Origin of the sequence: Alteromonas sp. V450 (assembly GCF_001885075.1) — a bacterium.
In the GTDB taxonomy this organism is placed as follows: Bacteria; Pseudomonadota; Gammaproteobacteria; order Enterobacterales; family Alteromonadaceae; genus Alteromonas.
In genome coordinates, this window is record NZ_MODU01000004.1 from 3,095,503 (window position 1) to 3,118,510 (window position 23,008).

General features: G+C 45.0%; 22 protein-coding genes. 2 read left to right on the top strand and 20 right to left on the bottom strand.

The window, feature by feature from the left end; translation table 11 throughout:
- Positions 1-17: 17 nt before the first annotated feature.
- The 20 genes from BK026_RS13470 to BK026_RS13565 form a co-directional block, all read right to left on the bottom strand.
- Positions 18-746 carry a DUF3299 domain-containing protein gene (locus BK026_RS13470; RefSeq protein WP_071816297.1) on the bottom strand — a complete coding sequence of 243 codons (729 nt, stop codon included), beginning with the start codon at positions 744-746 and terminating at the stop codon, positions 18-20.
- Positions 747-761: 15 nt separating this feature from the next.
- Entirely contained in the window at positions 762-1,208 is a 447-nt protein-coding gene (locus tag BK026_RS13475; RefSeq protein WP_071816299.1) for a hypothetical protein, read from the bottom strand.
- A 5-nt stretch (positions 1,209-1,213) separates the two neighbouring features.
- Complete coding sequence (locus tag BK026_RS13480) at positions 1,214-1,795, bottom strand: DUF3299 domain-containing protein (protein ID WP_256253809.1); 582 nt, start codon at positions 1,793-1,795, stop codon at positions 1,214-1,216.
- A gap of 669 nt (positions 1,796-2,464) precedes the next feature.
- Complete coding sequence (locus BK026_RS19690; RefSeq protein ID WP_177247915.1) at positions 2,465-2,614, bottom strand: hypothetical protein; 150 nt, start codon at positions 2,612-2,614, stop codon at positions 2,465-2,467.
- 503 nt (positions 2,615-3,117) lie between these two features.
- Positions 3,118-4,089 carry an AgmX/PglI C-terminal domain-containing protein gene (locus BK026_RS13490; RefSeq protein ID WP_071816306.1) on the bottom strand — a complete coding sequence of 324 codons (972 nt, stop codon included), beginning with the start codon at positions 4,087-4,089 and terminating at the stop codon, positions 3,118-3,120.
- Positions 4,082-4,621, bottom strand: a complete 540-nt coding sequence (locus BK026_RS13495) for a biopolymer transporter ExbD (protein ID WP_071816308.1) — start codon at positions 4,619-4,621, stop codon at positions 4,082-4,084. The genes BK026_RS13490 and BK026_RS13495 overlap by 8 nt, the downstream gene beginning before the upstream one ends.
- The gene (locus tag BK026_RS13500) at positions 4,618-5,202 is read right to left on the bottom strand and encodes a biopolymer transporter ExbD (RefSeq protein WP_071816310.1); all 585 of its coding nucleotides are present in this window, start codon (positions 5,200-5,202) and stop codon (positions 4,618-4,620) included. Before BK026_RS13500 ends, BK026_RS13495 begins: the two co-directional genes overlap by 4 nt.
- A 6-nt stretch (positions 5,203-5,208) precedes the next feature.
- Complete coding sequence (locus BK026_RS13505; RefSeq protein WP_071816312.1) at positions 5,209-5,874, bottom strand: MotA/TolQ/ExbB proton channel family protein; 666 nt, start codon at positions 5,872-5,874, stop codon at positions 5,209-5,211.
- 114 nt (positions 5,875-5,988) lie between these two features.
- The gene (locus BK026_RS13510) at positions 5,989-6,336 is read right to left on the bottom strand and encodes a hypothetical protein (protein ID WP_071816314.1); all 348 of its coding nucleotides are present in this window, start codon (positions 6,334-6,336) and stop codon (positions 5,989-5,991) included.
- The gene (locus BK026_RS13515) at positions 6,329-7,150 is read right to left on the bottom strand and encodes a M48 family metallopeptidase (protein WP_143142127.1); all 822 of its coding nucleotides are present in this window, start codon (positions 7,148-7,150) and stop codon (positions 6,329-6,331) included. Before BK026_RS13515 ends, BK026_RS13510 begins: the two co-directional genes overlap by 8 nt.
- Positions 7,137-10,103 (bottom strand): tetratricopeptide repeat protein, encoded by a 2,967-nt coding sequence (locus tag BK026_RS13520; protein WP_071816318.1) that lies wholly within the window; start codon positions 10,101-10,103, stop codon positions 7,137-7,139. The genes BK026_RS13515 and BK026_RS13520 overlap by 14 nt, the downstream gene beginning before the upstream one ends.
- Entirely contained in the window at positions 10,100-11,542 is a 1,443-nt protein-coding gene (locus BK026_RS13525) for a hypothetical protein (RefSeq protein WP_177247916.1), read from the bottom strand. Before BK026_RS13525 ends, BK026_RS13520 begins: the two co-directional genes overlap by 4 nt.
- The gene (locus BK026_RS13530; protein ID WP_071816322.1) at positions 11,502-12,218 is read right to left on the bottom strand and encodes a hypothetical protein; all 717 of its coding nucleotides are present in this window, start codon (positions 12,216-12,218) and stop codon (positions 11,502-11,504) included. The genes BK026_RS13525 and BK026_RS13530 overlap by 41 nt, the downstream gene beginning before the upstream one ends.
- An 11-nt stretch (positions 12,219-12,229) precedes the next feature.
- A complete protein-coding gene (locus BK026_RS13535; RefSeq protein ID WP_071816324.1) occupies positions 12,230-12,805 on the bottom strand; it encodes a hypothetical protein in 576 nt (191 codons plus the stop codon).
- A 10-nt stretch (positions 12,806-12,815) separates the two neighbouring features.
- A complete protein-coding gene (locus BK026_RS13540) occupies positions 12,816-13,949 on the bottom strand; it encodes a DUF3570 domain-containing protein (protein WP_256253810.1) in 1,134 nt (377 codons plus the stop codon).
- Complete coding sequence (locus tag BK026_RS13545; RefSeq protein ID WP_071816328.1) at positions 13,936-14,190, bottom strand: DUF4266 domain-containing protein; 255 nt, start codon at positions 14,188-14,190, stop codon at positions 13,936-13,938. The genes BK026_RS13540 and BK026_RS13545 overlap by 14 nt, the downstream gene beginning before the upstream one ends.
- 2 nt (positions 14,191-14,192) lie before the next feature.
- Positions 14,193-14,717, bottom strand: a complete 525-nt coding sequence (locus BK026_RS13550) for a TlpA disulfide reductase family protein (RefSeq protein ID WP_071816330.1) — start codon at positions 14,715-14,717, stop codon at positions 14,193-14,195.
- A gap of 10 nt (positions 14,718-14,727) precedes the next feature.
- On the bottom strand, positions 14,728-15,357 hold the full coding sequence (locus tag BK026_RS13555; RefSeq protein ID WP_071816332.1) for an outer membrane beta-barrel domain-containing protein: 630 nt from the start codon (positions 15,355-15,357) through the stop codon (positions 14,728-14,730).
- Positions 15,327-16,082, bottom strand: coding sequence for an SH3 domain-containing protein (locus BK026_RS13560; protein WP_071816334.1), 756 nt, complete (start codon positions 16,080-16,082; stop codon positions 15,327-15,329). The genes BK026_RS13555 and BK026_RS13560 overlap by 31 nt, the downstream gene beginning before the upstream one ends.
- Positions 16,083-16,085: 3 nt before the next feature.
- Positions 16,086-18,800, bottom strand: coding sequence for a hypothetical protein (locus BK026_RS13565; RefSeq protein ID WP_256253811.1), 2,715 nt, complete (start codon positions 18,798-18,800; stop codon positions 16,086-16,088).
- 465 nt (positions 18,801-19,265) lie between these two features.
- Between BK026_RS13565 and BK026_RS13570 the strand changes: the two genes are divergently transcribed.
- Both BK026_RS13570 and BK026_RS13575 read left to right on the top strand, forming a co-directional pair.
- Positions 19,266-20,525, top strand: a complete 1,260-nt coding sequence (locus tag BK026_RS13570; protein ID WP_371264977.1) for a hypothetical protein — start codon at positions 19,266-19,268, stop codon at positions 20,523-20,525.
- Between the two features lies 1 nt (position 20,526).
- Positions 20,527-23,007, top strand: coding sequence for a LamG domain-containing protein (locus tag BK026_RS13575; protein WP_071816336.1), 2,481 nt, complete (start codon positions 20,527-20,529; stop codon positions 23,005-23,007).
- The last annotated feature ends 1 nt before the right edge of the window (position 23,008 follow it).

Consider the following 23,008-nt stretch of genomic DNA (forward strand, 5'->3'; position numbering starts at 1 on the left):
CCATTGATAAAGTAAAATCAACGAATGTCGCTTTCTATATGGAAAGCGCCGTTCGTTAATTCAGCGTTGTCATCGTTAATGCCATTTCCCAGCCCTGAATAGGGTTTTATTTCTACCACATCCAGTAAATAAGCGGATGTACCCTGAAGGTCTTCATACAGTCCGGTAGAAAACTCCCCCGAGAACATGTACGCCTGCTGGATATCTATTCCATTAATACCGCCTTGTTTATGGGCATTACTCAGCGAAACAAACACAATTTGATTTGGTGGCGGTGGTGGATAATGAATGCACGCGCCGAAGTAAGGCACAATGAAGAACGCTGTTATTTCTCTTTGCGCATTGGCCTCAACAGGCACAATAAATCCGCTAAGTTCAACGAACTTTCCGTTAAATGAATCAACCGTATTCACCGAGATAAGCGCTTGCTGGTATTCATCATCAAACGTGCGTTGAATAGACTGAAATACCTGCTCATGAAGGGGTAAATCCTGCGAAGGATTTTGAGTAGATTGGGCCGTACCCAACAATGCCTTTTCGGCCTTAGGCAACAGTGCATCCCAAGATAAGGCTACAAATTGTTGCCCCGCGTTTAATCTGGTTCTGTCTTGAAAAATCGCAGAATTATTCTCAAATAAGTACTCTTTAACGCTATTCAGTTTACCGCTCAGGCCCAGCCCCACCAGCGCGCCCATTGCAGTGAAACCAACAAGAGAAGCGAGTAAACCATACGTGGCGCGCTTCATACTTGCTCCCGACACTTAACTCGCTAGAATTTTAACTTTACGGGTATAAGTTACCGGCACATTCTTTTTAAGCGCATAAACTTTAAGTACGAGCTCATGCTTGCCTTCTTCTTGTGCCTGAAAGCTAATGGCTTGCTCACCTTTCGTAGAAGGTAAAGAAAAACGCTGCGGCGAAAGTAGCGCAACACCATTACTGGGTATTACGTCAACCGTGACATCTTTATAGTTTGAAGGAATATTAAATTTAAGCGGTACAGCTGACGCTTCATGTTTAACCACTTCTCGCTTCCTCTCAATATTGAGTGAAATGAGTGGCTCCTTAGCCGCCGCTAGATGCTGCTGCATCATGGGGTGCTGAAAGCCAAACTGCATATTTCCCATACCGGCGTGTAGTTCACACGCAGTACTACAAAATGCTATGAGGCTTGATAAAGCTATAGCGGCAACGACTGTCTTTTTCATATCAGTTACTCCTCGTAAAGCGCGAAGCTGTCTAGCACTAACGAATAGGCAGATGAACCTAGTGCACTTTCGTGGTTATCTATTTTTACTGTGCCTTCAAACCAATACGGGTCGTACAAGTTCTCAACTGCAATGCCTTCTTTATATTCAACATACAAGATTTGATTTGGAGGCGGCGGTGGCATGTGTAAACAAGCGCCAAAATAAGGAACAACGAAAAACGCCGTCGCTTTTTGCTCATCGTTTTGTTCTAAAGGCACAATAAACCCAGGAATACGAATGGCCTTTCCGTCAAACGCCTCTATTACTCGCGTCGACACTAACGCTTGTTGGTATCGCTGTGCTTGTTCATCTTCTAGCTGCTTTGAAGCAAAGTCATCGACAGAGTCGGCGGCAGAGCCATCGGCAATATCGTTTAAAAACTCGGGTCTGTTTAAAAGCGCACTTAAATCGTCTTCGGGCATCAGGGCTACCCAGTCAATTTCCTCGTAATCGGCGGCTTGGGTTGGATTTAACAAACTAATTAAAACCAATAGTGCAGCAATAAAACCCGACTTAACGCTAAAGTGCGCAGCAAAAAATTTCACAAACATGATCCAATAATCGTCCTACAATCACGTTATAACATATCACAAGATGTGTGTAACGTGATTAAGATTTATCTTTTCAAAATGTTAATTTAGCGCCAAAGCGAGCACAGTTTTCTGGGGCCTTCTGACTTTTTCTGTTCATTTTTAAGGCTTTCTGAAAACAACAGGGTAGTTAAAAACCTTGAGGCAAAAGCCCTCAGCTGTAGGTATTAGACACTGACAATAAACACTCAGTAAATGTCCATATCACTCCGCTCGAGGAAACGTAATTTATGGTTCTACACCATACAAAAGAGCTTGGTAGAGACAGACCCCGAATAGTTAACTGTTTGTAATTTAATACATGCTACCAGGAAAAAAATACACGTTGTTTCTTTATCTACATTTTCCCACTCTTCAAAAAAAGAAAATAAAATTTATAAATCAACGACTTAAAACAAAAAACCAAAGAACGCTTATTTGGCACAGATCACGCATACACTAGACTAACGGATAAACACAGAACGTAATTTGTAGCTAGGAAGCTTTAGCGACGGAGAGGCCAAATTGCGTAGATGACAAATACTGAAGGCGACAACATTGGAAGTACATGGAGAGGTCGCCAAGGATAAATGGAAACGTCGGTATTTGGAGTTAAGGGATGACTGTAGAAGATTCGTTAAACTGCTATTCGATGATGAGGTTAGGTAAAAGAAAACCTAAATAAACTCGCAGGATGCAAGGCTCTTGTTTCATAAGGAATGCAAGCAAGCGCTGAGTACCTACATCGTAAGCACTGACAGTGATGTCTTGTGCAGCAAGGGACTGTTGACCCAATTTGGCTCCGTTGAATGTACGTGTGTGTTGCTTCAGCGAGACCATTGTGAGGACACTGGTAATGTCGTCGATGTTGCTAGTGAGTCGTCAACCGACGACTTCCCTCTCCCCTCTAAGGCCCATCCCGGCCTTTACATACCTCTGATTTTGGCCCGCCTTTGGCGGGCATTTTTTTATCTGTAACTATGCTAGTATTAACGCGACGTTCGCCGCCTATACTATGAGATTCCTGAGTGATATTCGTTTGAGTTTTTACTCAGGCAGCGAGTTGGCCATTAACGCGAGCCCATCGGTTAAATTAACTATGCAAGCGCTTCTATACAGCACCATTTTACTAGAGTATGTCTATTTCACGCTTCAAGTAATCGCGCTTTCATTACATCTACACGTCTTTATTTACAAGAATATCCCTTGCAGTTCCGTTTTCAAAAACCGTGTTGATAAGTTAATCAGACCATAAAAAATAAGGCCCAGAACGAAAGTTGGGCCTCAATTTTATAAGGTTAAAATGGTAAAAAGTTAAATGCGTATTCAAGCTTCGTCTGAGCCACGTCAGCAGCACCAAAGTTGATCATACGAATGCGTGCTAGAAGCTTGTTCTCAAGCGCTTCATCCTCTAATTCACTACTTATCAGTAATACTGAAGAAAGACTACCATTGGGCTCGATAGTTAAGCTCACTGTCACTTTCCCTTCTAAGTCAGGATCCTGCCGCAGTGCTCTGCGATAAAGCGCGTAAACTGCACCTTTATTAGCATCCAACACCTTGCGGATTTGTTCAATATCCCTGTCACCTATTACTTGAGACTCTACTTCAATGCGCTTCGCTGCAAGAGACGCGGTGCCCTCTTCGGGCGCGGCAAACTCTGTCGTCCTGCGTCCTTCCAGCTCTCCTCTCGCTCCGATATTTTGGCTGATACTGGCATTCTTCAAGCTACCAGGCGCTGCAGATAATGCCTCTGCTCCAATGCGCTTTCTGCTGGTTTGCTCTTGTTTACCCGCACCTTCAATCGTCTTCGTATTGGCTACATTGGCCAAGTTCAAATCACTTCGCATACTGGCTAGATCGTCTGAAAATGCCAGTAATCCAGTTTGTTTTGCGTTTTCCCTCGCTTGTGCCACCTTTTCCTCCTTGGTCTTTTCAACTGGAACAGGTCGAGGTTTCTCAACGACAGGTTCAATGGTCTTCACCGGCTCTCGAGGTTTTACCTCCTGTTTTGGCGGTTCTATCTTAGGCTGTGGCTTAGGTTTAACCTCTGGAGGAGGTGGCAATGGCTTTGGCTTTAGAATACGAGCAAGTTGAGGCGGTAACGTCTCTTTTTCTTCACGGGTTTGCTCTGGTAATTGTATCCAATTAATAACTACCGCAAAAACAACAGCGACAATAAGACTCACATACGTAATTTTGCTGAAACGCTTATTTTCTTGCTCACTGGACGACCAAGGTAGCTGTGTTTGAAAGTAGATACTACTCATCACCGGCCTCCTTAGTCATCATTTGCTCAACGGCTAAAGATACGTCGGTGTAACCCGCCTCTGCACAGGTATACATGATTTTTTTCAATAACGCATATGGTACCGACTCATCGCCCATTACCGTTATCGCTCGGCCTATCAAGCCTTCATCATTTTCAGCCTCGGTTAAAGTTTTGGGCGCTTTTTCATCAGCTTTACTTGCTCGATAATGGAGCTCATCTAAGAGTGCTGTTATCGTATCTTCTGGTTTTTTCAACACATCTTCCACCGAAGCGACCTTATTTCCCTGCAGCACAATATCGTTGTTATTCACAAGAATAAGCAGTGTTTCTTTAGCAGGTTTTTCACTCATCGCTTCTGGCAAAGTTACCGACTTATGATTATCTAGTACTTGTACATCAGACGCATTTAGCATTAGAAAAAAAACAAGAATAGTGAATATGTCCATTAAAGAAACAAGACTAAGCTTGGCTTGCTGACTATGGCGTTTGTGGTTTCGAGCCATCCGTCTGGCTTGTACTGATTGCCTCACAACCCCTCCTTCGCGCTAGCAGATTGAGCGTTTTCACCTATTGCCCAGTCAAAACGGGGCATGCCCGCTGGTATCTCCGCAAATGAAACGTCTGGAAACAACGCAGCGTCAACGACCGACGCTGCCACAACGTCTTTGTAAGAGCGCGTCCTTTCTAATAGCGTAACAATGGTCTGGTAGTCTACATCGTCCTCTATCATTAACACGATGTCGTCTTTCTCAGTCCCCTTTGCCAATAAGGTTTGCTTTAATTGTTTCAGTACAAGCTGAATGCCATCCCAATCTTGGAGTACTTCCCCCTGCTCAGCATCGTCTAAGACCGGGAGTTGCTGTACTAAATAGCCGGATGGAAAGTAGATTGCGCTACCTTGTGAACTTACTACCAACTCAATTTGCTGACTTTCTATACTTTCTCCATCACCAAGTGCATCAAGCCCAGGTAATTTAAGTTCAACGACGGTAATGCGAGAAAACACCATCATCATGAGTAGAACGGGTACCAACACTATCATTAGGTTAAGAAATGAGGTTATATCCAACTCGGCGTCTGGCTTTCTCAGGCGTGTACGTTTGCCTAACATGATTGCTTACTCATCCGTTTCGCGACTAAGTGACGCTACTGCCTTTTTTGCCATTAGCGCGTTAAGGCACTTCACGCCAGCCATTTCCATACTATCTACAATTTCTGTGGTTTTAGATTGAAGTAAAGAATGGAAGCCCAACAGTGGAATAGCAGCTATCAAACCAAATGCTGTGGTATTCATTGCAATAGAAATACTTTGAGATAACAAACTCGCTTTTTCTGAAGGATCGGCGTTAGCCACAGCTGAAAAGGCGGCGATCAAGCCAATAATTGTACCCAGTAGACCGAGCAGTGTGGAAATATTCGCCAGCGTGCCTAAGTAGGGCGTACGTTTCTCGAGACGGGGAATGGTTTCCATTAACCCTTCTTCCATAGCGTACTCGATATCTTCTCGTCTAGGGCTTACTTGGAGGCGGGCAATACCTGCCCCAATAACACGGCTGATAGGTGCTTTTCCTTGCTCTCCCAAACGACGTACCTGATCGTATTGTTGGCTACTTAAAAGCGGCTCCAATTCTGCGAAAGCGCGCTTGTTCGTTCGCTTCGCTGCGCTTAAGAAAAAGTAACGCTCAAGCGCGATGGCAATACCTATCGCTAGGACAATGGCAATAGGGAACATAAATGGGCCACCTTCTTGAAAAAAGCGAATGATTACTTCGAAGACTTGCATGATTTTTCCTCTGTAAAAATGGCAGCGTTAACACAGCCGCTGCACTTGTCATTTTAAATTGTTCTGACACAAAATAACGTATCCCCACTCTCACACTTTTTATGGTATTGATACCTATTTTTCAGCCTGCTTTACCGGTACATTCTCGTGAGTTCGCGTTACGCCAAACTCATGTGATAATGCAACCTTGCGTAAAAATTGCTTCCGTTCTATCGGTTTTAGTTTGTTGCTTTGCGGCTTCCAAGACAGCGTACCTTCAATTTTTCGATGTTTGGGTAACTGCCAAGGTACAATACTGATCACGCGGGGCTGCTCTTTATCGCCGCGAATTGTGGCTTCTAATCGCAATGGTTCATTCTTCTGCTTTTCTTCTTGCTGAGCGCTAGTTGGTAAACTTGTAAACAACAAGGTGCATGCAATACTCAACAATACAAATAGCAATGTAAAAATCGACTTAATCATGTTGGCGTCCTTCATCAGTTGCAGGTAGCTGGCGTTTTACATCGGCTATCCAGCGTGCAATCTTTTTTGATTCCTTTTGGTTAACTTCACCAGTCACAGGTGAATTAACTAGCGCGGCATACTTTTCGTAATATTGCAGCGCCTTGTTTTTTTCGCCCATATATAAATCGTATAAAATGCCCAAGTTATAATATGTGGTGGGATTGCCAGGCCATGCATCGAGGGCGTCTAAATACAAACTCTCAGCCATGGTAAACTCGCCCTCTTCTCGTGCCATTATGCCCAGTCGGTTCAATGCAAAATAGTTGTTCTCATTATGCTTTCGTGCCGTTTCATAATGCACACGAGCCTCTTTGATTTGCGCATTATCTTGTGCAATGTCACCTAACAACACATAAATAGCGGAAGGTACGTCAGCAAAACTGGATTTTTTGATATCTGCGATAAGTGTCAAAAGCAGCGCTTTTGCTTGTTCATTTTTGCCTTGTCGATAAAGCGACAACGCGTCATGAAATTTTGTTTGGTGTTGAACTGAGAAAGCGTGTTTTGTCAATTCGTAACGATTTGTGCGCTGTCTAAGTGCCTGTGCGTTTTGTGGTTCTGTTGTGAGGTTACCTTGCGCTTTTCTAGCTCGCTCTGTCTTTTCTCCCGATAGCGTTTGAGGGTCTCTTTCTGGTTGCTCTACTGTTTCTGGCTCACCCTGTGTACTGGAGAATATGGGAAACGATAAGCTGCTACATCCTGACAGCATTAGCGCTGCTAGCACGCTACAAAAGCACGTTTTCAAAACTGTAATACGGTTAGAAATGTTCAATGGAAATCTCCTCTCGTATTTCGTTCTTCCGATAGCGATTTGGATATAATTCAGCCAGTTCGCTGAAGCTTTCCTTCACCCACTTATCAAAGACACCGTCCCAACTTCTTTTTATATTTATTTCGTAAACTTGAATGGCCTGCTCTTCAAAAGGGTACGCCTGTTCTTCTAACAATAAGTTGTATTGTTCTAGTTCAAGTGAATTCAGCTCAGCAGGCCGTTCTGACGCCATGAGATCTCTCGCAAGCCTGCGATACAGGCCACCGAGTTGATGGTTTGCGATAGTGACGTAATCCCGAACGCCATAGGCAAGCACCTTGTTGTGTGCGTCTACTGCTTTTACCAGCGCACGACGTTTTTTTGTAAGGCTTTGCTTTAATGGTTGAGTGAGCTTTTGCTGCTCAAAGACATATTTCGCATCATCGGCAAATACCATCGCTGCCATAGCAGCAAGTGTTTGCGAGCGCAGCGTGGCCTTCTCTCCTGCGTTGTCATGTGACTTTATAAGTTTGTCTAACCAGTAACGCCGTTTGTTGCTTTCTTTGCTCTGAGAATAAAACTCGCTCAGGGTAAAACGCGCCTCTGTTGCTAAATCGAAGGGCTCCGGGTAAGTATGAGCATAGGTGCGATAAGCGGATAAAGACGCAGAGCGGTTGCCTGCGTTCTCATAATACACCGCCGATTGATATAACGCTTCTTGGCCCGTTTGGCTTTGCTTATTTTCTTGCCACACTGCCTTTAGTATGTCGGCAGCGGCCTGCCACTGTTCAGTCTCTTCATAAACATACAGTCTTTTCTCGTCTATTGTCTTAGCAAGCTCATGGCCGGCAAAGCGAATGGCAAAATCATCTAAAAGTGCTTGTGCCTCATCAAAACGGGACGCTGCAATCAAATAATTTGCTGCGTCATATTGTGCGTTCACCCTTACATCTACATCAGGTGTTTTATCGATAATGCGATTTAAATGCTCAATAGCCGACGCTAAATCTCCTTGCCCAACTGCCTGTTCTGCTTGCTTGTAAATACTTATTGCATAATTGCGCGTAAGCGCATTAACGTTTGTATCTTGCGTGGCCATTCTCGACAAAATATTTGCATAAGCTTGCTCTGCAGATTTAAAGCGAGCAAGGCCGAACAAAGCGTGAGCTTCTACCAACTCTGCAGAATGTTGTATTGATAACGCAACCGCTTTATGTTGCGTTTCTGGCGGTGAAAGCAGCCATTCGCTGAATTTCAACGCATGCTCAAAATCACCTTCTTCAAAGTAAGCCTGCATAACGGTTTGCGTTACTTTTACTGCTCTTGGATCACCTTCAAACGTGTCGATAAAACGCAATTGACTCTTTCGTTGTTGTTCTAGCAGCGCGTGCCTTTCATCGTTACTTTTTTCATTATGAGAGGCTAGCAAGTTAATGTATGACAGCAGCGCCGTGTAGGCGCCGTCTCCGGCCATGGGATGGGTTGGAAAGTCATACGCAAAGCGCTCATAGTGAAAAATCGCTTTGTCGTATTGTTTTGACTCAAAGTAACTTTCAGCCAAGTTGAATTCCACCTGAGGTCGCAGTTTGTCATCAGGAAAGGTATTGATAAATTCTGTATAAAACCGCGCGGCTTTATCAAACGCAAGGTTAGCTTGTTCATTTAGCGAGGCATCGTCATAACCTTGCAGTATTTCTGGAAGCGAGGTGCGCCTGTTTGGTGCTGTTAATCGTTGGGCTAAACTATGTTCTGTTTGCGCGAGCTCTTGCAGATAATCGTACAAGTAGGGCTTCGCATTTTCTTTGCATTGGTGGCACAACTCGTCAAACACCCCCTGCTCTTTTCCGAAAGCAGCAACGAAACCCGCCTTAGCATCAAGCACTTCACTCGGAAAGTCTCCAAGAATGAAAGCATCAATATGCTTAACGTAGAACGACACTGCCTCTCTATGCATTGGGTAAGCGGATGCAAATGCCAAGTACGCTTCACTGGCATCAATAAATCTATCATTATCGAGATGCTGTTGGGCCAATTCATCAAACACCAAATGGCGATAAGGCGCTGCGCTTTTAGATTCATAAAAAGCCACCACTGCTTTGCCATTTCCGCGATAAGAAAACAGTGAAGCCATCAGTCTCAAGCTATCTTTAACTAATCTTTGCTGTCCTTTCGACAACAAGGTTAAGTTTACCGATTGCTCTTGTTCAATTTCCTCAAGTTCGAGATACAGAAAGCTGGCAGAGAGCATATTATCAAAGGCAACTAAGGCAGCATCATAGTCTTCTACGTTGTAGTAAGCCCATCCCTGCATGTAAGAGGACATGACGTAAAATGGATTATCTTTGCCGTACTCGATAACGCGGTTGTAAACCACAGCAGCCTCACTGTAGTTCCCTTCACTGTAAAAAACCTCACCCAACCTAAACCAGGCCTCAGGCGCATGTATCGATTCCGGAAATATTGTTAGTAATGCACGCAAAGTTTCTACACTTTTTTCTCCCTGCGCATTCAGGTCATATGCACGAGATAGCTGGTACATCATCGCTTCTTTTGTTGGGTCGTCAGGATAACTAGCGAGTACCTTTTCATATGCTTTTATCGCCGCTTCATACCCAGTCGTATCAGAAAACGTATCGCCCGTAGACTGCTTTTCTTCAGCCAGTAACATTTCAACGTCCGCGAGCCTGAAGTCTAGATGACGAGATAAGCCTTTATCGTCAAGCTTATCAACGAGCTGCGCATAGCCGTTGCGAATTTCACTTAACTCTAGCGGCTTGAGCTTAGTTGGCGTCACGGTAATAGGTTTGATAGATAAATCGGCAAGTAACGTACTTTTTGTTTCTTTTACCGGCATTACCTTTTTCTGCTCATCAAACGTAAAAGAACATCCGCAGAGTGACAGTGCAAGTAGGCTCACCCAATATTTTTTAGGAAAGCGTAAAAAGGTATTTTTCGACAACCAGTTTACCTTCATTGGTCTTTTCCTACTTTATTCGAACGGCTTGAAGGCGAAGGAGCATCAACATTTATGTCTCGCAATTGCAGCATGGCTAACTTGCTCTGCGCGCTCTGCTGTTCTAGATATGCCTTTCTTTGTGCGATGACGTTATGAGATGTCAATGTAAGCGAGTCTTCTATGGCGACGATTAGACCACGCGTAGCATTTAAATGTTTCTCTATACGAGCCTTTATGAAAGCGACACGCTCCCTTTGCGTTTCAGTTACACTGGGTTTATTGAGAAGCACATCGAAGTTTTGCTGTGCTTCCGTTGCCTGATTTAGCAACGTCTCAACGTCCTGTAATGCTCGCTGACTCTGCCAATGCGCTTTAGGGTACTGTTCAGTTAATTGCCAAATTAAGATACCTGTAAGACGCTCGAGACGCTTGCGATAACTAAGGCGCATTTTTCGCTCTTTTGCTAATCTTGTTAGACGCGCTTCGCTGCGTTCTAGTCTGGTATACCATTGGAGCTGCTGTGCACTGGCAAAAGTAAGCAATGCACGCAACCATTCGTCATCGCGCGTTGAGTGAAGTTGTCCGTCTATTTGAATTCGTTTTTTCAGCTCATGAAAAGTAGCAGCAAGCGAATTCAGATGTGCTTGTGTGTCACTAGCATGTGTACTTTGCGAGCGTGTAAGGTGGGTCCTGTCACGCTCCTCTAACAAGTTGGCGTATATTTCAGCATCCGCTAATTGTAGCGTTAACTCACGCTCAATGTTATACAGCACTAAAAGCTGCTCAAGCTTGTCTTGTTCGCCACCCTCGTTATTTACAATAATGTCGGCCAACAAATCATGGTGTGACAGTGGCCATAACGTTTCCCAATTTATCTCTTTAGTCGCAGCCCTGCGTTTATTTGCATCTATTTCTCTACTCAGGTTTTTCGCCCCTATTGCAACTGCTTTCCAATAACCATCTTCAGATACTTTTTGCGTTAATCTATCAAGTTGGTTAACGCCGTCTTCTAATTGGCTTACCAAACGTTCTAGCGTGTTGTAGGCTTGGATTTCACCGCCTTCCTGCGCATAGCCGTAGGCAAGGGCATGGGTCGCTTGGAGCGTAAATAAATTGGTCGATTGTGCAGCTAGATAATCCCAAACACCCAAAGCAAGTGGCCAATTGTTGCTTTGAGCTAACCCCCAGCCATAGTGCAAGAGCGCTTCATCTCTAAGTAGAACTTGCCCATTTTCAAAAAATGTTCGCTGAGTATCGGGCGAGCCCTCTGTGTTCACTTCTGTTTTTTGTGCAAGGGCGCTGGTGTTTATATTGCTAAAGGCCAGAAGCGCTTCATCTCGTCGCTCTAAATTCAACAGAATTTGACCTTCAGCAAAGAGAACTTGATTAAGCAAAGCTTGGACTTCACGTTGTTCATTATTGTTGAAGGTTGTTAAGCGCTGCATCACTTTTCTCACCAAGCGCTCGTTTTAGTGCTTCTAAAATATGGTGCGCTTCAAGCAAATTACCTGTCTGATAGGCATCTATCGCGCGATTATATTGCAGATAACGTCGCGTAATGTGTTCTTGCGGTATCGCATCCATGAAGGTGGCAATGTCGCTATTGCCGATGCTAAGCACACCTTGTGCTGCTTCATAATTCAATTCAAACCACTGCTCTGGCGTAATCAAATCATATTTATCGGCATCCGCAGACGCCACCGCATTAGAAAAGGCGCGGTAGGCCTTCAGGCCCTCGCTCACCCGCTGGTGCGAAAAATTTAAACGCGCTAACCAATACCACGCTAAAGGACGATTATTTTCCAGTAATGAACTGGCTTGTTTAGCAAGATTTTCTTGGGCTGACTTAGGCATGCCATAGCCTAACTGTACCCCACCTTCAAGCAGCGCTATGGTTTGCAACTGCGCGTCGTCCACACCTTTACGCTTCGCAACCGCCATGCGGCCTAACGCCGTGAGCGGCTCATCTACATAAAGTGAATAAACAGCTTCACCAAAATACACATCATTTAAACGTTCTCGATGTGCTTCCTGTGTTTGGTTACGCTGTTCACTGTTATCCGTCGCGAGGGCCCCCTTAGGGGGAACCCCTAACAGTGAAGCCAATATTAATCCGCAGAAAAGCCCCTTCATACATTCAAGCCTTACAATACACTTGCCATAAATTCAGGCTGATGTTTTGAAGATGAATCGGAGATGGTTAGTTCGATGGCTTGTGGCTCTTCGCTTTTATCAAAAGTCAGTGAAACAGCTCTTTTGTAGGGCCTATTCTCGGGGCCAATACCAACAAAGAATGCCGTTAATTGATGCTTACCCTGATTAATATTGCCCAAATACAAGCGTTGGACCCCACCTCTTTCTAGCGCATTCACCTGTCGCTCGGTATACAAATAATGCGTAGCCAGTTCGTCATCAATGCGTAGCTCCACCGAATCGAGCCCGAAGTAGGTACCAACGTCTAAAGATAGGTATACCGCAACTTGAGTGCTCGAGGGAAAAAGCAAATCTTCTTCAAGAATAAATAGATCACGATTCAGGCCAATCAACGCTTTTTTAAGGTCTTCAATTTGCTCAGATATAGGCGCATCTAACGCCTTTTCATCAGCTAACACGACGCCGCTTATCGACGTGATTAACACAAGCGCGCAGACCAAGCTGCGAAGTGCCGGTGAAACAAGCGAAAATAGCGGGTGATTATTTGCTAAATGGTAAATTGTCATTGTTATTTTCCTAATACCATATAGACACATAGGCGCGGATCACATTGGCAGAAAAGCTAAACAAAGCTTCTTCACCGACAGGACCTCCGGCCGTTGCATCACGAAAGTCATCGTAATTGAACTGCATGTAATCAAATTCGAAGTTAAACGTACTTTTCTCTAAAAATGCGTCTGATGAAAACTGCCATTGATAGGTAACACCTATGCCGCCAGACACACCTGAGTAGGTAGAAAGTTCCTTATCACGAGCCATAAAAGTGAACTCGTCAGGCCTATTAAAAAGATCTTGATAAAAGTTTGCTTTGTCCTGCTGATAAAACCGAATGTGAGCGTCTAATATCCACGCCTTACCAAAGGTATGTATGTAGCCAAGTTTTGCATTTGTGGCTTCAATTCCCCACGTATCTGAGTAGTACCTTATATCGCCATAAATACTCGCACGGTAAGGCAGGTAATAATTTGCGTTAATAGAAAATGCATTACTTACCCGTGTATTTGGATACACCTCAGTCACAAAAGAAAAGCCCCGTGCGCTATTTTGATCACGATAACGAATAGCGCGATAGGGGTTATTTAGATAACCTTCATCTGATACGTTTTCTGCGTTAAAGCCCACTATCATGTTTTTGGAAACAACCTGTGTCAGGCCCACGCCAAACTTCTGTCGTGATGCTTCTTCCAAAAAACTTTCGTCGCCAACACGACGAATTTCATCATCCCCTCTAGAATAACTTACGGCAAGTGTGGTTAAGTCTCCGAAAAAGTCTTGGCTAAAGCTAAGGTGGTATGAATTGGCTTCAAAATCATTTTCACTTGAATTGGTGTAACTTAAATTCATCAATGTTTTATTGTGAAGAAAGTCAGCGCCAATGGTTGTCTCGGTACGCTCTTCTTGATACTTACTTGCTTGTGCACGCACATCAATGGAAGCCCCAGAAATGGCATCTACATAATAATTTGCGGACAAGGAGACTTTATTACCGATTTTTTTACGTAACAACACAGACGGGCCATCAATGGATACACCGTCGCCAGAGTAGCTATGGTACATAACATCTGACCGGTCTTGTGGCAGAACCGCCGCAGTTGCACTTTGGCTCGCCAAGATCGCAATTGCGGCTAGCCAGCGCTTAGTTGCACCCACAACCACCTCCCGCTCCACCATCTGCGCCTCTCGCTCCCTCTCGGGCCTCAAAAACGTGTTTCATATAAGCCGTCGCTACAGGATTGCGGTTCATACTCATAATGGGGTCAGCAAGATTACTGCGTTCATAGGGTTTGACCCAAGGCTCGATTTGAGTAATTTCATCAAATGTACTCACACAGCCAGAGGTGGCAAAAATAGAGGCCAAAAATAGCAAAGAAGTCCGAATATTTTTTTGCATGTTTATTCCCTTAGCAACGCTTTGATGACTTTTTCGTATCGTTTTTCATCGCCCGATTTATAGCCCTTGTGAATCAAGCGCGTATTGCCGTCCCGATCGACCATTACCGTTGTAGGCATAGCAGAAACCTCATAAAGCTTACTCACTTCGCCATTGGTGTCATACAGCACAGGGAAACTCACCTTAATATCTTTCAACAACACATTGGCTTTTTCCGGCGCGTCATCGACATTCACACCGTATATCGTCACACCTAAATCAGCATATTCTTGATGCAGTGCCTCAAATGCCGGTAACTCTTCTCGACACGGGCCACACCACGATGCCCAGAAATTTACGATTACGATATTGCCTATTTCTTCACTCAGTCGATGGTTGGCACCGTCTCGCCCTTTGAGGGTAAAGTCTGATGCTGGTGTATTTTTGGTTGCAGCGTTAGCCTCAGCGCCTGTTAACAAGGCAGCGCTCAACAAAAGCGCAACACACACAATAAGGCCGATAATGGGATCTAAACTCTTAACTTTCATAAGGCATTACTCAAAAAAAGAACGTAGCACCAAGGGTGTACTGAATGTTGTGGGTATTTTTTTCTTCGCCTATCAACTCGCTGTTGAAAATGCGATCTCGCACATCCAGACGAAGGGCAAAAAAGTCGGTAAATAACACACGATAGCCAGCACCCACACTGACGGTAAACTGACTATCTCCGCCAAAATCTGTGTTGCCTCCACCTATCGTGAAATACAAATCGGTGTTGAAAACCGTGTTATCAGTGATAAACAGTTCTCCATTTGCGTTGTATCCAACAGATAAGTCGTAATAACGGTATTCACGCTCATCATCGGTTAGAAATGGTGCGCCACCTGACAGTATTTCAAAGCTGGTTTCTCCCGCATCTGCTTGGGCATAGCTCGCTTCCGCGAAGATATTCTCAGTAATATGGTAACCAAGCGTTACGCCTACTATCGCAGAGGATGAAAAGTCTTCAATGCTCACTTGACCCGCAAAGAGGCCTATTTCCATATTTTCGCTATCGATGTCGGCTTCTCGTATCTCGCGGCGATCCAAATCTGGTTCGATCACAGGGGTTTGCTGTGCATTTGTATACGCACTGACTAAAAGCGCACCTACACCACTTAAAAGAACACAGAAAGACCTAACGTCCATTGATTCAACTCCTCTAATTCATCGCGTTCAGTTAACGCCGTCAATCGCTTATATTCAGCCCTAAACACGAAGTTTTTGGTTAGGTAATACCTCGCACCGGCCCCCACTTCTAGTAGGTCATTGGTTCTTGCTTCCGCCCCACTTTGCACCAATGTTGCACTAGGCTCCGTCCGGATTTGCCCTGCGCCCAGCGTAAAGTATGGCGACAATTGCCATTCGGGAAACGTATAATGTTGTAGCCTGACCAGCCATAACTTGTTATCTGAAAAGTCACCTAATGCTTGTCCGGCGCTGATCTCTACAGCAATATTCTCGGTAAGCACCCAAGCTGCGCTGACTGTCATGAGGCTGACGTTTTCTAGCTGCCCCCCATGTACACCAAATTCCCACGTGCGGTCGGTATAACTTGAGAAGTTGCGCTCGGGTAATTGGAGCTGGCGGTCGTCTATGCCAAGCGTTGCAGCCATCGCACTTTTGGCAATCCACCCAAGCTTCTCATCGGCAGTACGTATTTTGTACCAACCTGTGTGTGACTTTAAAACCGATACGATCTCGCCCTTTTTAATCACGTGGAATACGGGAAATTCCGAAGCAGGACCTGTATGCATATCTACATATTGCTCAACCACTTTAACGTTCAACTCGTCGGCAGCGCGAGCTTCATCAAAACAGCTCACACCTAGCATCAGCAAGACAAAACCAATAAACAACGAAACTTTATTCATTTCTTAGTCCTGAGGCGTATCGAAAGGATTGTTGTAGTACTGTGCACCAACGTCTAACCATTCGGCAATGAGACGTAATTCGGCTTTGCTTAACCAACCTTGATGTGAGCCAGTGGTAAATGGAGAAAAGAAAGCGGAACTGGCCGCAGCGCTTCCAGCACGTGCAGTTGCTCTTACTCTGATGGTCGTTAACACTGGAATTGGGTTGCCTTCTGTATCCAAAATGAGTTCACCCTCGTCATCCGTTTCAAAAATGGGGTTGCCATTACCGTCAATCGCTTGAACTAATTTATCAAGTAAAACCCCTTCTACAACCTCCACCTCCACGTCATTAAAAAGCAATTCGCGAAAGCCCATGAGTTGATCAGCATTATCTAATGACGGTTGGTTGGTCAAGTCCAGCTGAGCCGCGGGGACACGTGTTAATCCATCAGTATCGCTTGATGAGTGGCAACTTACACAAGTGTGATCGCTCACTAACATTCCTTGTTCATCACGCGTTTGGCGAGAAAGCTCGAATAGTGGTTGTATGTGGTCAGGGTAGTTCACTACGATTCGACATAAGTTGGTCCACGTTTGTGCACAACTCTGCGAAATAGGGATGGTGGTCATCATATCGCCATAGGCATAAGAAAAAGACTCAGCCACTTCATCTGACGCCGGATTGGTCCAGACATCTTCAAATATGATGTCAGCGCTAGGATAAGCACTCCCAGCGATACGCGCTCTTGTTTGCGCCATTGTTTCCCCTAAATCGGCGAATAATGAAGGGTTTGCACCAGGGTGGGGACCGCCGGTACTCGGCGCGCCGCTGTTAATCGACGGGTATTCAGCATCTAATCTGCCGTGGGGTAACCTGCTATCTCTTGTATGACAACCATTACACGTTTTTATTTCACCAGGTACTAGTTGGATCCAGTTGTTATGACGAGGCGTGACGCGCATGCCTGCTTCATTTAAAAAGCTTAACGACAGAGGCACGTTTGCGGGCAAGTCCAGCATAACAGAGCCGTCTGGCTCAACCATTGCGTATCCTATCATTTCACGCATGAGTAGGTTACGGGATGGCCCAAAGTCGCTTCTCTCAACGTCAATTATGTCGTCGTCCGGTATCGATACACTTTTAACAACTCGCACAAAACGAATGGGTCTCTGCTGTGGCGACGTTAGCGCTGGATTTGCCATCACTTCAATCCCCATGGGCGTGATATCTTCACCCGAGACATCGTAGATACTTCTAATATGGATCCTACCTAAACCTTGTTCTGCAAGTTCGTTACTGTAATTTTCATCTTGCACATAGTCTTGGGGAAAGATGCGTTGCTCCATAGACACGACTTCAGTATAGGCAAAGCCTTCCTGAGGCGGCGCTATTACCTGCTGTGTATTGCTAGCGGGGTCGTACATCCATAACCCATATAATTCAGGGGCGGCTTCGATACCCTCTTCTGCAAGTAGCGCTTGCGAACAGGGAAGGATCTTCCGTTCTTCAGGATTGTCATCAGCGCTTGCTGGTGCATAAACTCTGCATTGGCTCCAAGTAAAAAGCTGCCTTCCACTGCCATCGAATAACGGGTATAAAGATGACACATACCCCCCAGGAGAGAGTGGAGACTGGGTATCAATAGTGTTAAAGAGCGCCGGTATTTGTCCTGGCCCAGTGGCACTATCATTCGCCGCTACGGGTGCCTCGTTGTCAATAAAATCGTTTATATTTAATCGATAGAAGTTTCCACCTAGGCGGGTGCGCTGGTACTCGCTTACAGCTACGATAACCTGCTCATCCGGCGTTGTTCGGCTTTTTATGAAATGTTGATTACTCCCATCAAAATCATGACTGTGACGGCCATACATGATTTCTAACTGGCTACCGTCAGGATTCATTTGATAAAGGTGCATGCCCTTGTCGCCTACTGCCTGATCCCATCGAGTGAATAATACTTTGCCGTTTGGAAGTACCAGCGGGTCAAGGTCATGACTTTGATTAAATGAAATTTGGGTTATGTCTGTACCATTAGGGTTCATAACGTGAAGCACTGAAGCAGGTACGCGAAGACTTTCTTCTAAGCCTGAATATTGGGCTTTTCCTTCATCAATCAAAATTGCTTGGTTGGTACGCTGACGCGTTGAGCTAAAAACAATGCGGCCGTCTGGTAAGTATACTGGGCTGATGTCTTCTCCCGCTTCAGCAACAATATCTGATGCAATAATTCGACGCAGTGTGTCGCTTGGCAAGTCGTACTCCCAAATATTCCACGTCGGCTGCTCGTCATCATCAGCATTTTCAATTTCCGGTGCGCGCATAGCAAAAAGTAACCGCGTGCCATCGTAGGAGACTTCTAAATCTTTCACATCGTACTGCAGCGATGCAAAATCTGTTGGGTCTTGCGTGTCTGAATCAGATGCTAAAAACACACGATCAGTGATATTAATTTCTTCACTACTAACAGCGGCTCGCTTTTTTATGAAAAGCGCTGCGCCTGGAATAAATTGAGAGGGTCTGCGAAGATCTGTTTGAACTCGGTTCCCATCATCGTCAACAGGGAGTGCTCGTTTGATAAATGCGATGGGGATATCGACAACAACAGGATCTGGCTCTTCATTACTTTGAGAAACAACAGATTCACCACAGCCTGCAAACAAGGTCAATGCAATCAACATACTCGCGCTACGCAGCGCCAAATAAATCTTATTTTTATGACCTATTAAACGTTTCATGGTCCCTGAACCTCTAACTGAAGACATCTTTCCTACAACATTTATATCAGTGAGGTGACAACCAATACTTATTATTAAACGGCGATAAGCTATGCTGCGGCTTTAATTACAAGGTATTCACTAAGTGGCTATTTACTTACCACTGACATCGGCAAATGTTTTTCTATCATTCCATTGACTGAGAAATGACTCAAGCGGTAAAAGTATAAAAGCGGATATTTTTCCATACCATTTCACGCGAAAATTACACGTTTCGCCTAAAAATACAGAAAGCATTTTATTGCCCAACTAACTGTAAATATTGAACTTTTACAGAATTTATCGCAGTAACTTGGCGTTGTTATAACTGGTACAAGCGAAAACGTTAGTTATTAGAATTTAAACGTTACTTATGATTTGACTCTTTACATGTTTGCTTCTGATTGGTTTCATGGCAAGTAATTGTGGAAATTAGGACAGTACAAAGTGCACGAAGCAACTCGTTCGCAAAGAGTAAAGCACCGTGGGTATCGACATGCGCTCAAGTTGTCGATAAACGCTCTCACACTATTATCCCTCTCAGTGGTTTTTGCAACTAATGCGTATTGTGGTGCACGTGAACAAGCCATGCGCATGCATGAGAGACTGGCGGGCGTTCCGCCTTCGTCTGACGCATTGGCAGAAATGCAGTTATTAATAGAGCAAGGTGATATTAATGAAGCCGCGTATATCGCTATGGAGCACCCCGCGTTCTACAACGCTACGCTAAAAACATGGGTGGCCCCTTGGACCAACGAGGCATTCGATAAGTTTGTACCACTCAATGACTACATTGCAACTGTGATCGGTATGATAAGGGATGACGTCGATTTCAGAGAGGTATTAAGTGCAGATATTCTTTACGTTGGCGATAGCGAGCTTTCGCTTCCAGCTTATAGTACTAACAACAACAATCACTACCTTGCTATGGAAGATGCGGTAGTCGACCTGAAAGCAAATCTGATTCGAACCACGCAATCTGCAGTGACAAACCTCCCTAGTGAAGCGACTGCGGGTATTATGACCACGCGCGCTGCGGCTAAAGCGTTTTTTAAAGATGGGACTAACCGAGCGATGTTTCGCTTCACTTTGATGAATCATATGTGTACTGACCTTGAAGGGGTTGCAGACATCAGCAGACCACCTGACAGAATAAGACAAGACGTAAGTAGAAGCCCAGGCGGAGATAGCCGGTTATTCCACAATAACTGTGTAAGCTGTCACTCTGGAATGGACCCCCTTGCACAAGCATTTGCTTACTACAATTATCGCTATGATGTGGACAGCGATCCTGAGGGTGAGCGGGGTGCAATTGAATATAACGATAGCGACGCTGTCGACCCTGTCACGGGCACGCGCGTTCAGGAGAAATATTTAATAAACGGCAATAACTTTGTACATGGCTTCGTCACCGAGGATGATAGTTGGGATAATTATTGGCGAGAAGGAGTGAACTTTAACCTTGGATGGTCTTCTGCGCTGCCAGGTTCTGGTCAAGGCGCTAAATCAATGGGGCAAGAATTAGCAAATAGTCAGCAGTTTGCGCATTGCCAAGTCACCAAAGTATTCAAAGAGGTATGTCTTCGCGCACCACAAAACAATGCAGATCGCGAGCAAATATCGAGCATGCAAGCCGGCTTTGCTGCGTCGGGGTATAAGATGAAGTCAGTGTTTGCAGACGCTGCAAATTATTGTAAGGGAGAATAACATGCCCCAAAATATAACGCGCGCGTCAGCGTTTCGCTGCCTAACTATTATCAGCTTCATCATTGCCCTTTTTGCGTGTGGAGGCAGCGACACAGTTGTAGAGCCGAATCCGCTTCCGCCCCCCACTGAACAGCCCGTAGTGAATTACACAGGCCCCGCACCAAGCACTGACGATGTTGCTAATTTCAAGCAAGCATTATGGGATAATATAGCGACTGTAGAGCGCTGTGGTGCTTGCCATACGCAAGGAGCGCAGTCTCCAACATTTGCTCGTAATGACGATATTAACCTTGCTTATGCCGATACCGGTAACTTAGTTGAACTAAGTCAGCCCAGTGAGTCTAGACTCGTTAGCAAAGTTGCTGGTGGACACAACTGCTGGCTTACTAGCGGCACCGCTTGTGCAGATATAATGACCGCATGGATAACTGAATGGGCAAGTTCATCAGAGCAGCTGAACCAGGCGACAGAGATTGAATTGCAAGCGCCTCCTATCAACATACCAGGCGCGACGAAAAACTTTCCCGAAAGCCCTGCGCTTTTTGAGTCTACCGTCTATCCACTATTGCAAACCTACTGTGCTAGTTGCCACACAAATAGTGCCACTATTCCTATCTCACCGTATTTCTCTTCAAGTGATATCAATGAAGCGTATGAAGCAGCAAAAGACAGAATTAACCTAGACGCGCCGGCTAATTCTCGTTTTGTCGTTCGTCTTCGTGACGAATTCCATAATTGCTGGAGCGATTGCGAGTCGGATGGAACAACGTTACAAGAGGCAATTGAGAGCCTGGCTGACGGGATTGAACTTACCGAGTTAGACCCAAATTTAATCAGCTCTAACGCCCTGTCATTATTCGAAGGTACGCTGGCGAGTGGAGGGGGTAGATATGAGCAAAATACCATAGCCAAATGGGAGTTTAAAACGGGTTCAGGTAACACGGCTTTTGATACATCAGGTATAGACCCTGCCCTAGACCTCACCTTATCTGGAACCTATAACTGGGTTGGCGGCTACGGCATCCAGTTGAATGGTGGTAAAGCCCAAGGGAGTACATCAAACAGTAAAAAACTTTACGACCTTATCTTGGGTAGCGGCGAGTTTGCCATTGAAGCCTGGGTGGCCCCTGCCAATGTGACACAAGAGGGACCTGCTCGAATTGTGAGCTATTCAGGCGGACGAGACAGACGCAACTTTACTTTGGGACAGACACTTTATAATTACGACATGTTGTTGCGCTCTGCGAACACTGACATCAATGGTGAGCCTGCGCTTTCAACTGAAGATGCTGCAGAAGTGCTACAAGCCGCACTACAGCATGTGGTGGTTAACTATGATGCTAATAATCGCCGTCGCATTTACGTTAACGGTGAATACACGGGTGATGTTGACCCGATAGAAGGCGGCAACCTACTCGATTGGGACGACAGTTTCGCATTCGTGCTTGGGAGCGAAGTGTCAGGTGAGAGCGAGTGGGCTGGCACCATTAGAATGGTGGCCATTCACAACCGTACCTTGTCTGACGATGAAATAATTAAAAACTTCGACGCGGGGGTCGGTCAACAATATTATCTTTTATTTGGCGTAAGCGATTTGATTGACGTACCTGACAGCTATATTGTCTTTGAGGTAAGCCAATTTGATTCATTTAGCTACCTTTTTGCTGAACCGTTTTTCATCTCTCTTGATAGTAGCCCAACCATCCCTGATATCTCTGTACAAGGAATGCGAATTGGCATAAACGGTAGAGAGTCGTTTGCTGGCCAGGTGTTCTCTACCTTAGATACTCGTATTAGCGCTGACAGCTACAGTCCTATATCGGGTACCGCACTCTCTCGCCAAGGCACAATTATTCCGTTAGAAAAAGGGCCAGAGTTGGATGAGTTCTTTCTAACTTTTGAAGTACTCGGCAACAATCGAAATGTTAGAGTGGCAGCGACCCCTCCTGCACCTGCAGAGCAATCAGATCTTACGCCTCAGCCAGACATTGGTACAAAACATTTTTCTGAAATCAATGCGTCTATGTCAGTGTTAACAACGGTACCAATGAATACACCGTCGGTTCATAATACGTTTGTTCAACTTAAACAGCAGCTGCCATCGGTAACCGATATAACAAGCTTTTTGGCTTCCAATCAAATGGCTGTCACACAGTTAGCTATTCGCTATTGCGATACTTTGGTTGAAACAGATAGCTTGAGAAATGCCTATTTCCCCGATTTTGACTTCAATCAACCAGCCAATACTGCATTTAGCGGGGAAGCTCGAAATAACATGCTCGACCCTATCATAAGCACTATGTTGCAAAGCAATATTGAGACCCAAGCAGACAGCATGCTGGTACGCGGTGAAATAAACCAACTTGTCGACCGACTTACTTCATGTGGTACGGGTAGCAATTGCAACGCCCAATATACAAGAACCGTAGTGAAAGCGAGTTGTGCCGCCGTGCTAGGTAGCGCCACTATGTTGATACAATAGG

What these genes read in the sequence shown, in the direction of transcription:
- BK026_RS13560 (WP_071816334.1), bottom strand. Translation starts at nt 16,082, where the DNA reads ATGAATAAAGTTTCGTTGTTTATTGGTTTTGTCTTGCTGATGCTAGGT.
- BK026_RS13565 (WP_256253811.1), bottom strand. Translation starts at nt 18,800, where the DNA reads ATGAAACGTTTAATAGGTCATAAAAATAAGATTTATTTGGCGCTGCGT.
- BK026_RS13510 (WP_071816314.1), bottom strand. Translation starts at nt 6,336, where the DNA reads ATGATTAAGTCGATTTTTACATTGCTATTTGTATTGTTGAGTATTGCA.
- BK026_RS13550 (WP_071816330.1), bottom strand. Translation starts at nt 14,717, where the DNA reads ATGAAAGTTAAGAGTTTAGATCCCATTATCGGCCTTATTGTGTGTGTT.
- BK026_RS13545 (WP_071816328.1), bottom strand. Translation starts at nt 14,190, where the DNA reads ATGCAAAAAAATATTCGGACTTCTTTGCTATTTTTGGCCTCTATTTTT.
- BK026_RS13500 (WP_071816310.1), bottom strand. Translation starts at nt 5,202, where the DNA reads ATGTTAGGCAAACGTACACGCCTGAGAAAGCCAGACGCCGAGTTGGAT.
- BK026_RS13470 (WP_071816297.1), bottom strand. Translation starts at nt 746, where the DNA reads ATGAAGCGCGCCACGTATGGTTTACTCGCTTCTCTTGTTGGTTTCACT.
- BK026_RS13535 (WP_071816324.1), bottom strand. Translation starts at nt 12,805, where the DNA reads ATGACAATTTACCATTTAGCAAATAATCACCCGCTATTTTCGCTTGTT.
- BK026_RS13475 (WP_071816299.1), bottom strand. Translation starts at nt 1,208, where the DNA reads ATGAAAAAGACAGTCGTTGCCGCTATAGCTTTATCAAGCCTCATAGCA.
- BK026_RS13575 (WP_071816336.1), top strand. Translation starts at nt 20,527, where the DNA reads ATGCCCCAAAATATAACGCGCGCGTCAGCGTTTCGCTGCCTAACTATT.
- BK026_RS13505 (WP_071816312.1), bottom strand. Translation starts at nt 5,874, where the DNA reads ATGCAAGTCTTCGAAGTAATCATTCGCTTTTTTCAAGAAGGTGGCCCA.
- BK026_RS13555 (WP_071816332.1), bottom strand. Translation starts at nt 15,357, where the DNA reads ATGGACGTTAGGTCTTTCTGTGTTCTTTTAAGTGGTGTAGGTGCGCTT.
- BK026_RS13530 (WP_071816322.1), bottom strand. Translation starts at nt 12,218, where the DNA reads ATGAAGGGGCTTTTCTGCGGATTAATATTGGCTTCACTGTTAGGGGTT.
- BK026_RS13490 (WP_071816306.1), bottom strand. Translation starts at nt 4,089, where the DNA reads ATGAGTAGTATCTACTTTCAAACACAGCTACCTTGGTCGTCCAGTGAG.
- BK026_RS13520 (WP_071816318.1), bottom strand. Translation starts at nt 10,103, where the DNA reads ATGAAGGTAAACTGGTTGTCGAAAAATACCTTTTTACGCTTTCCTAAA.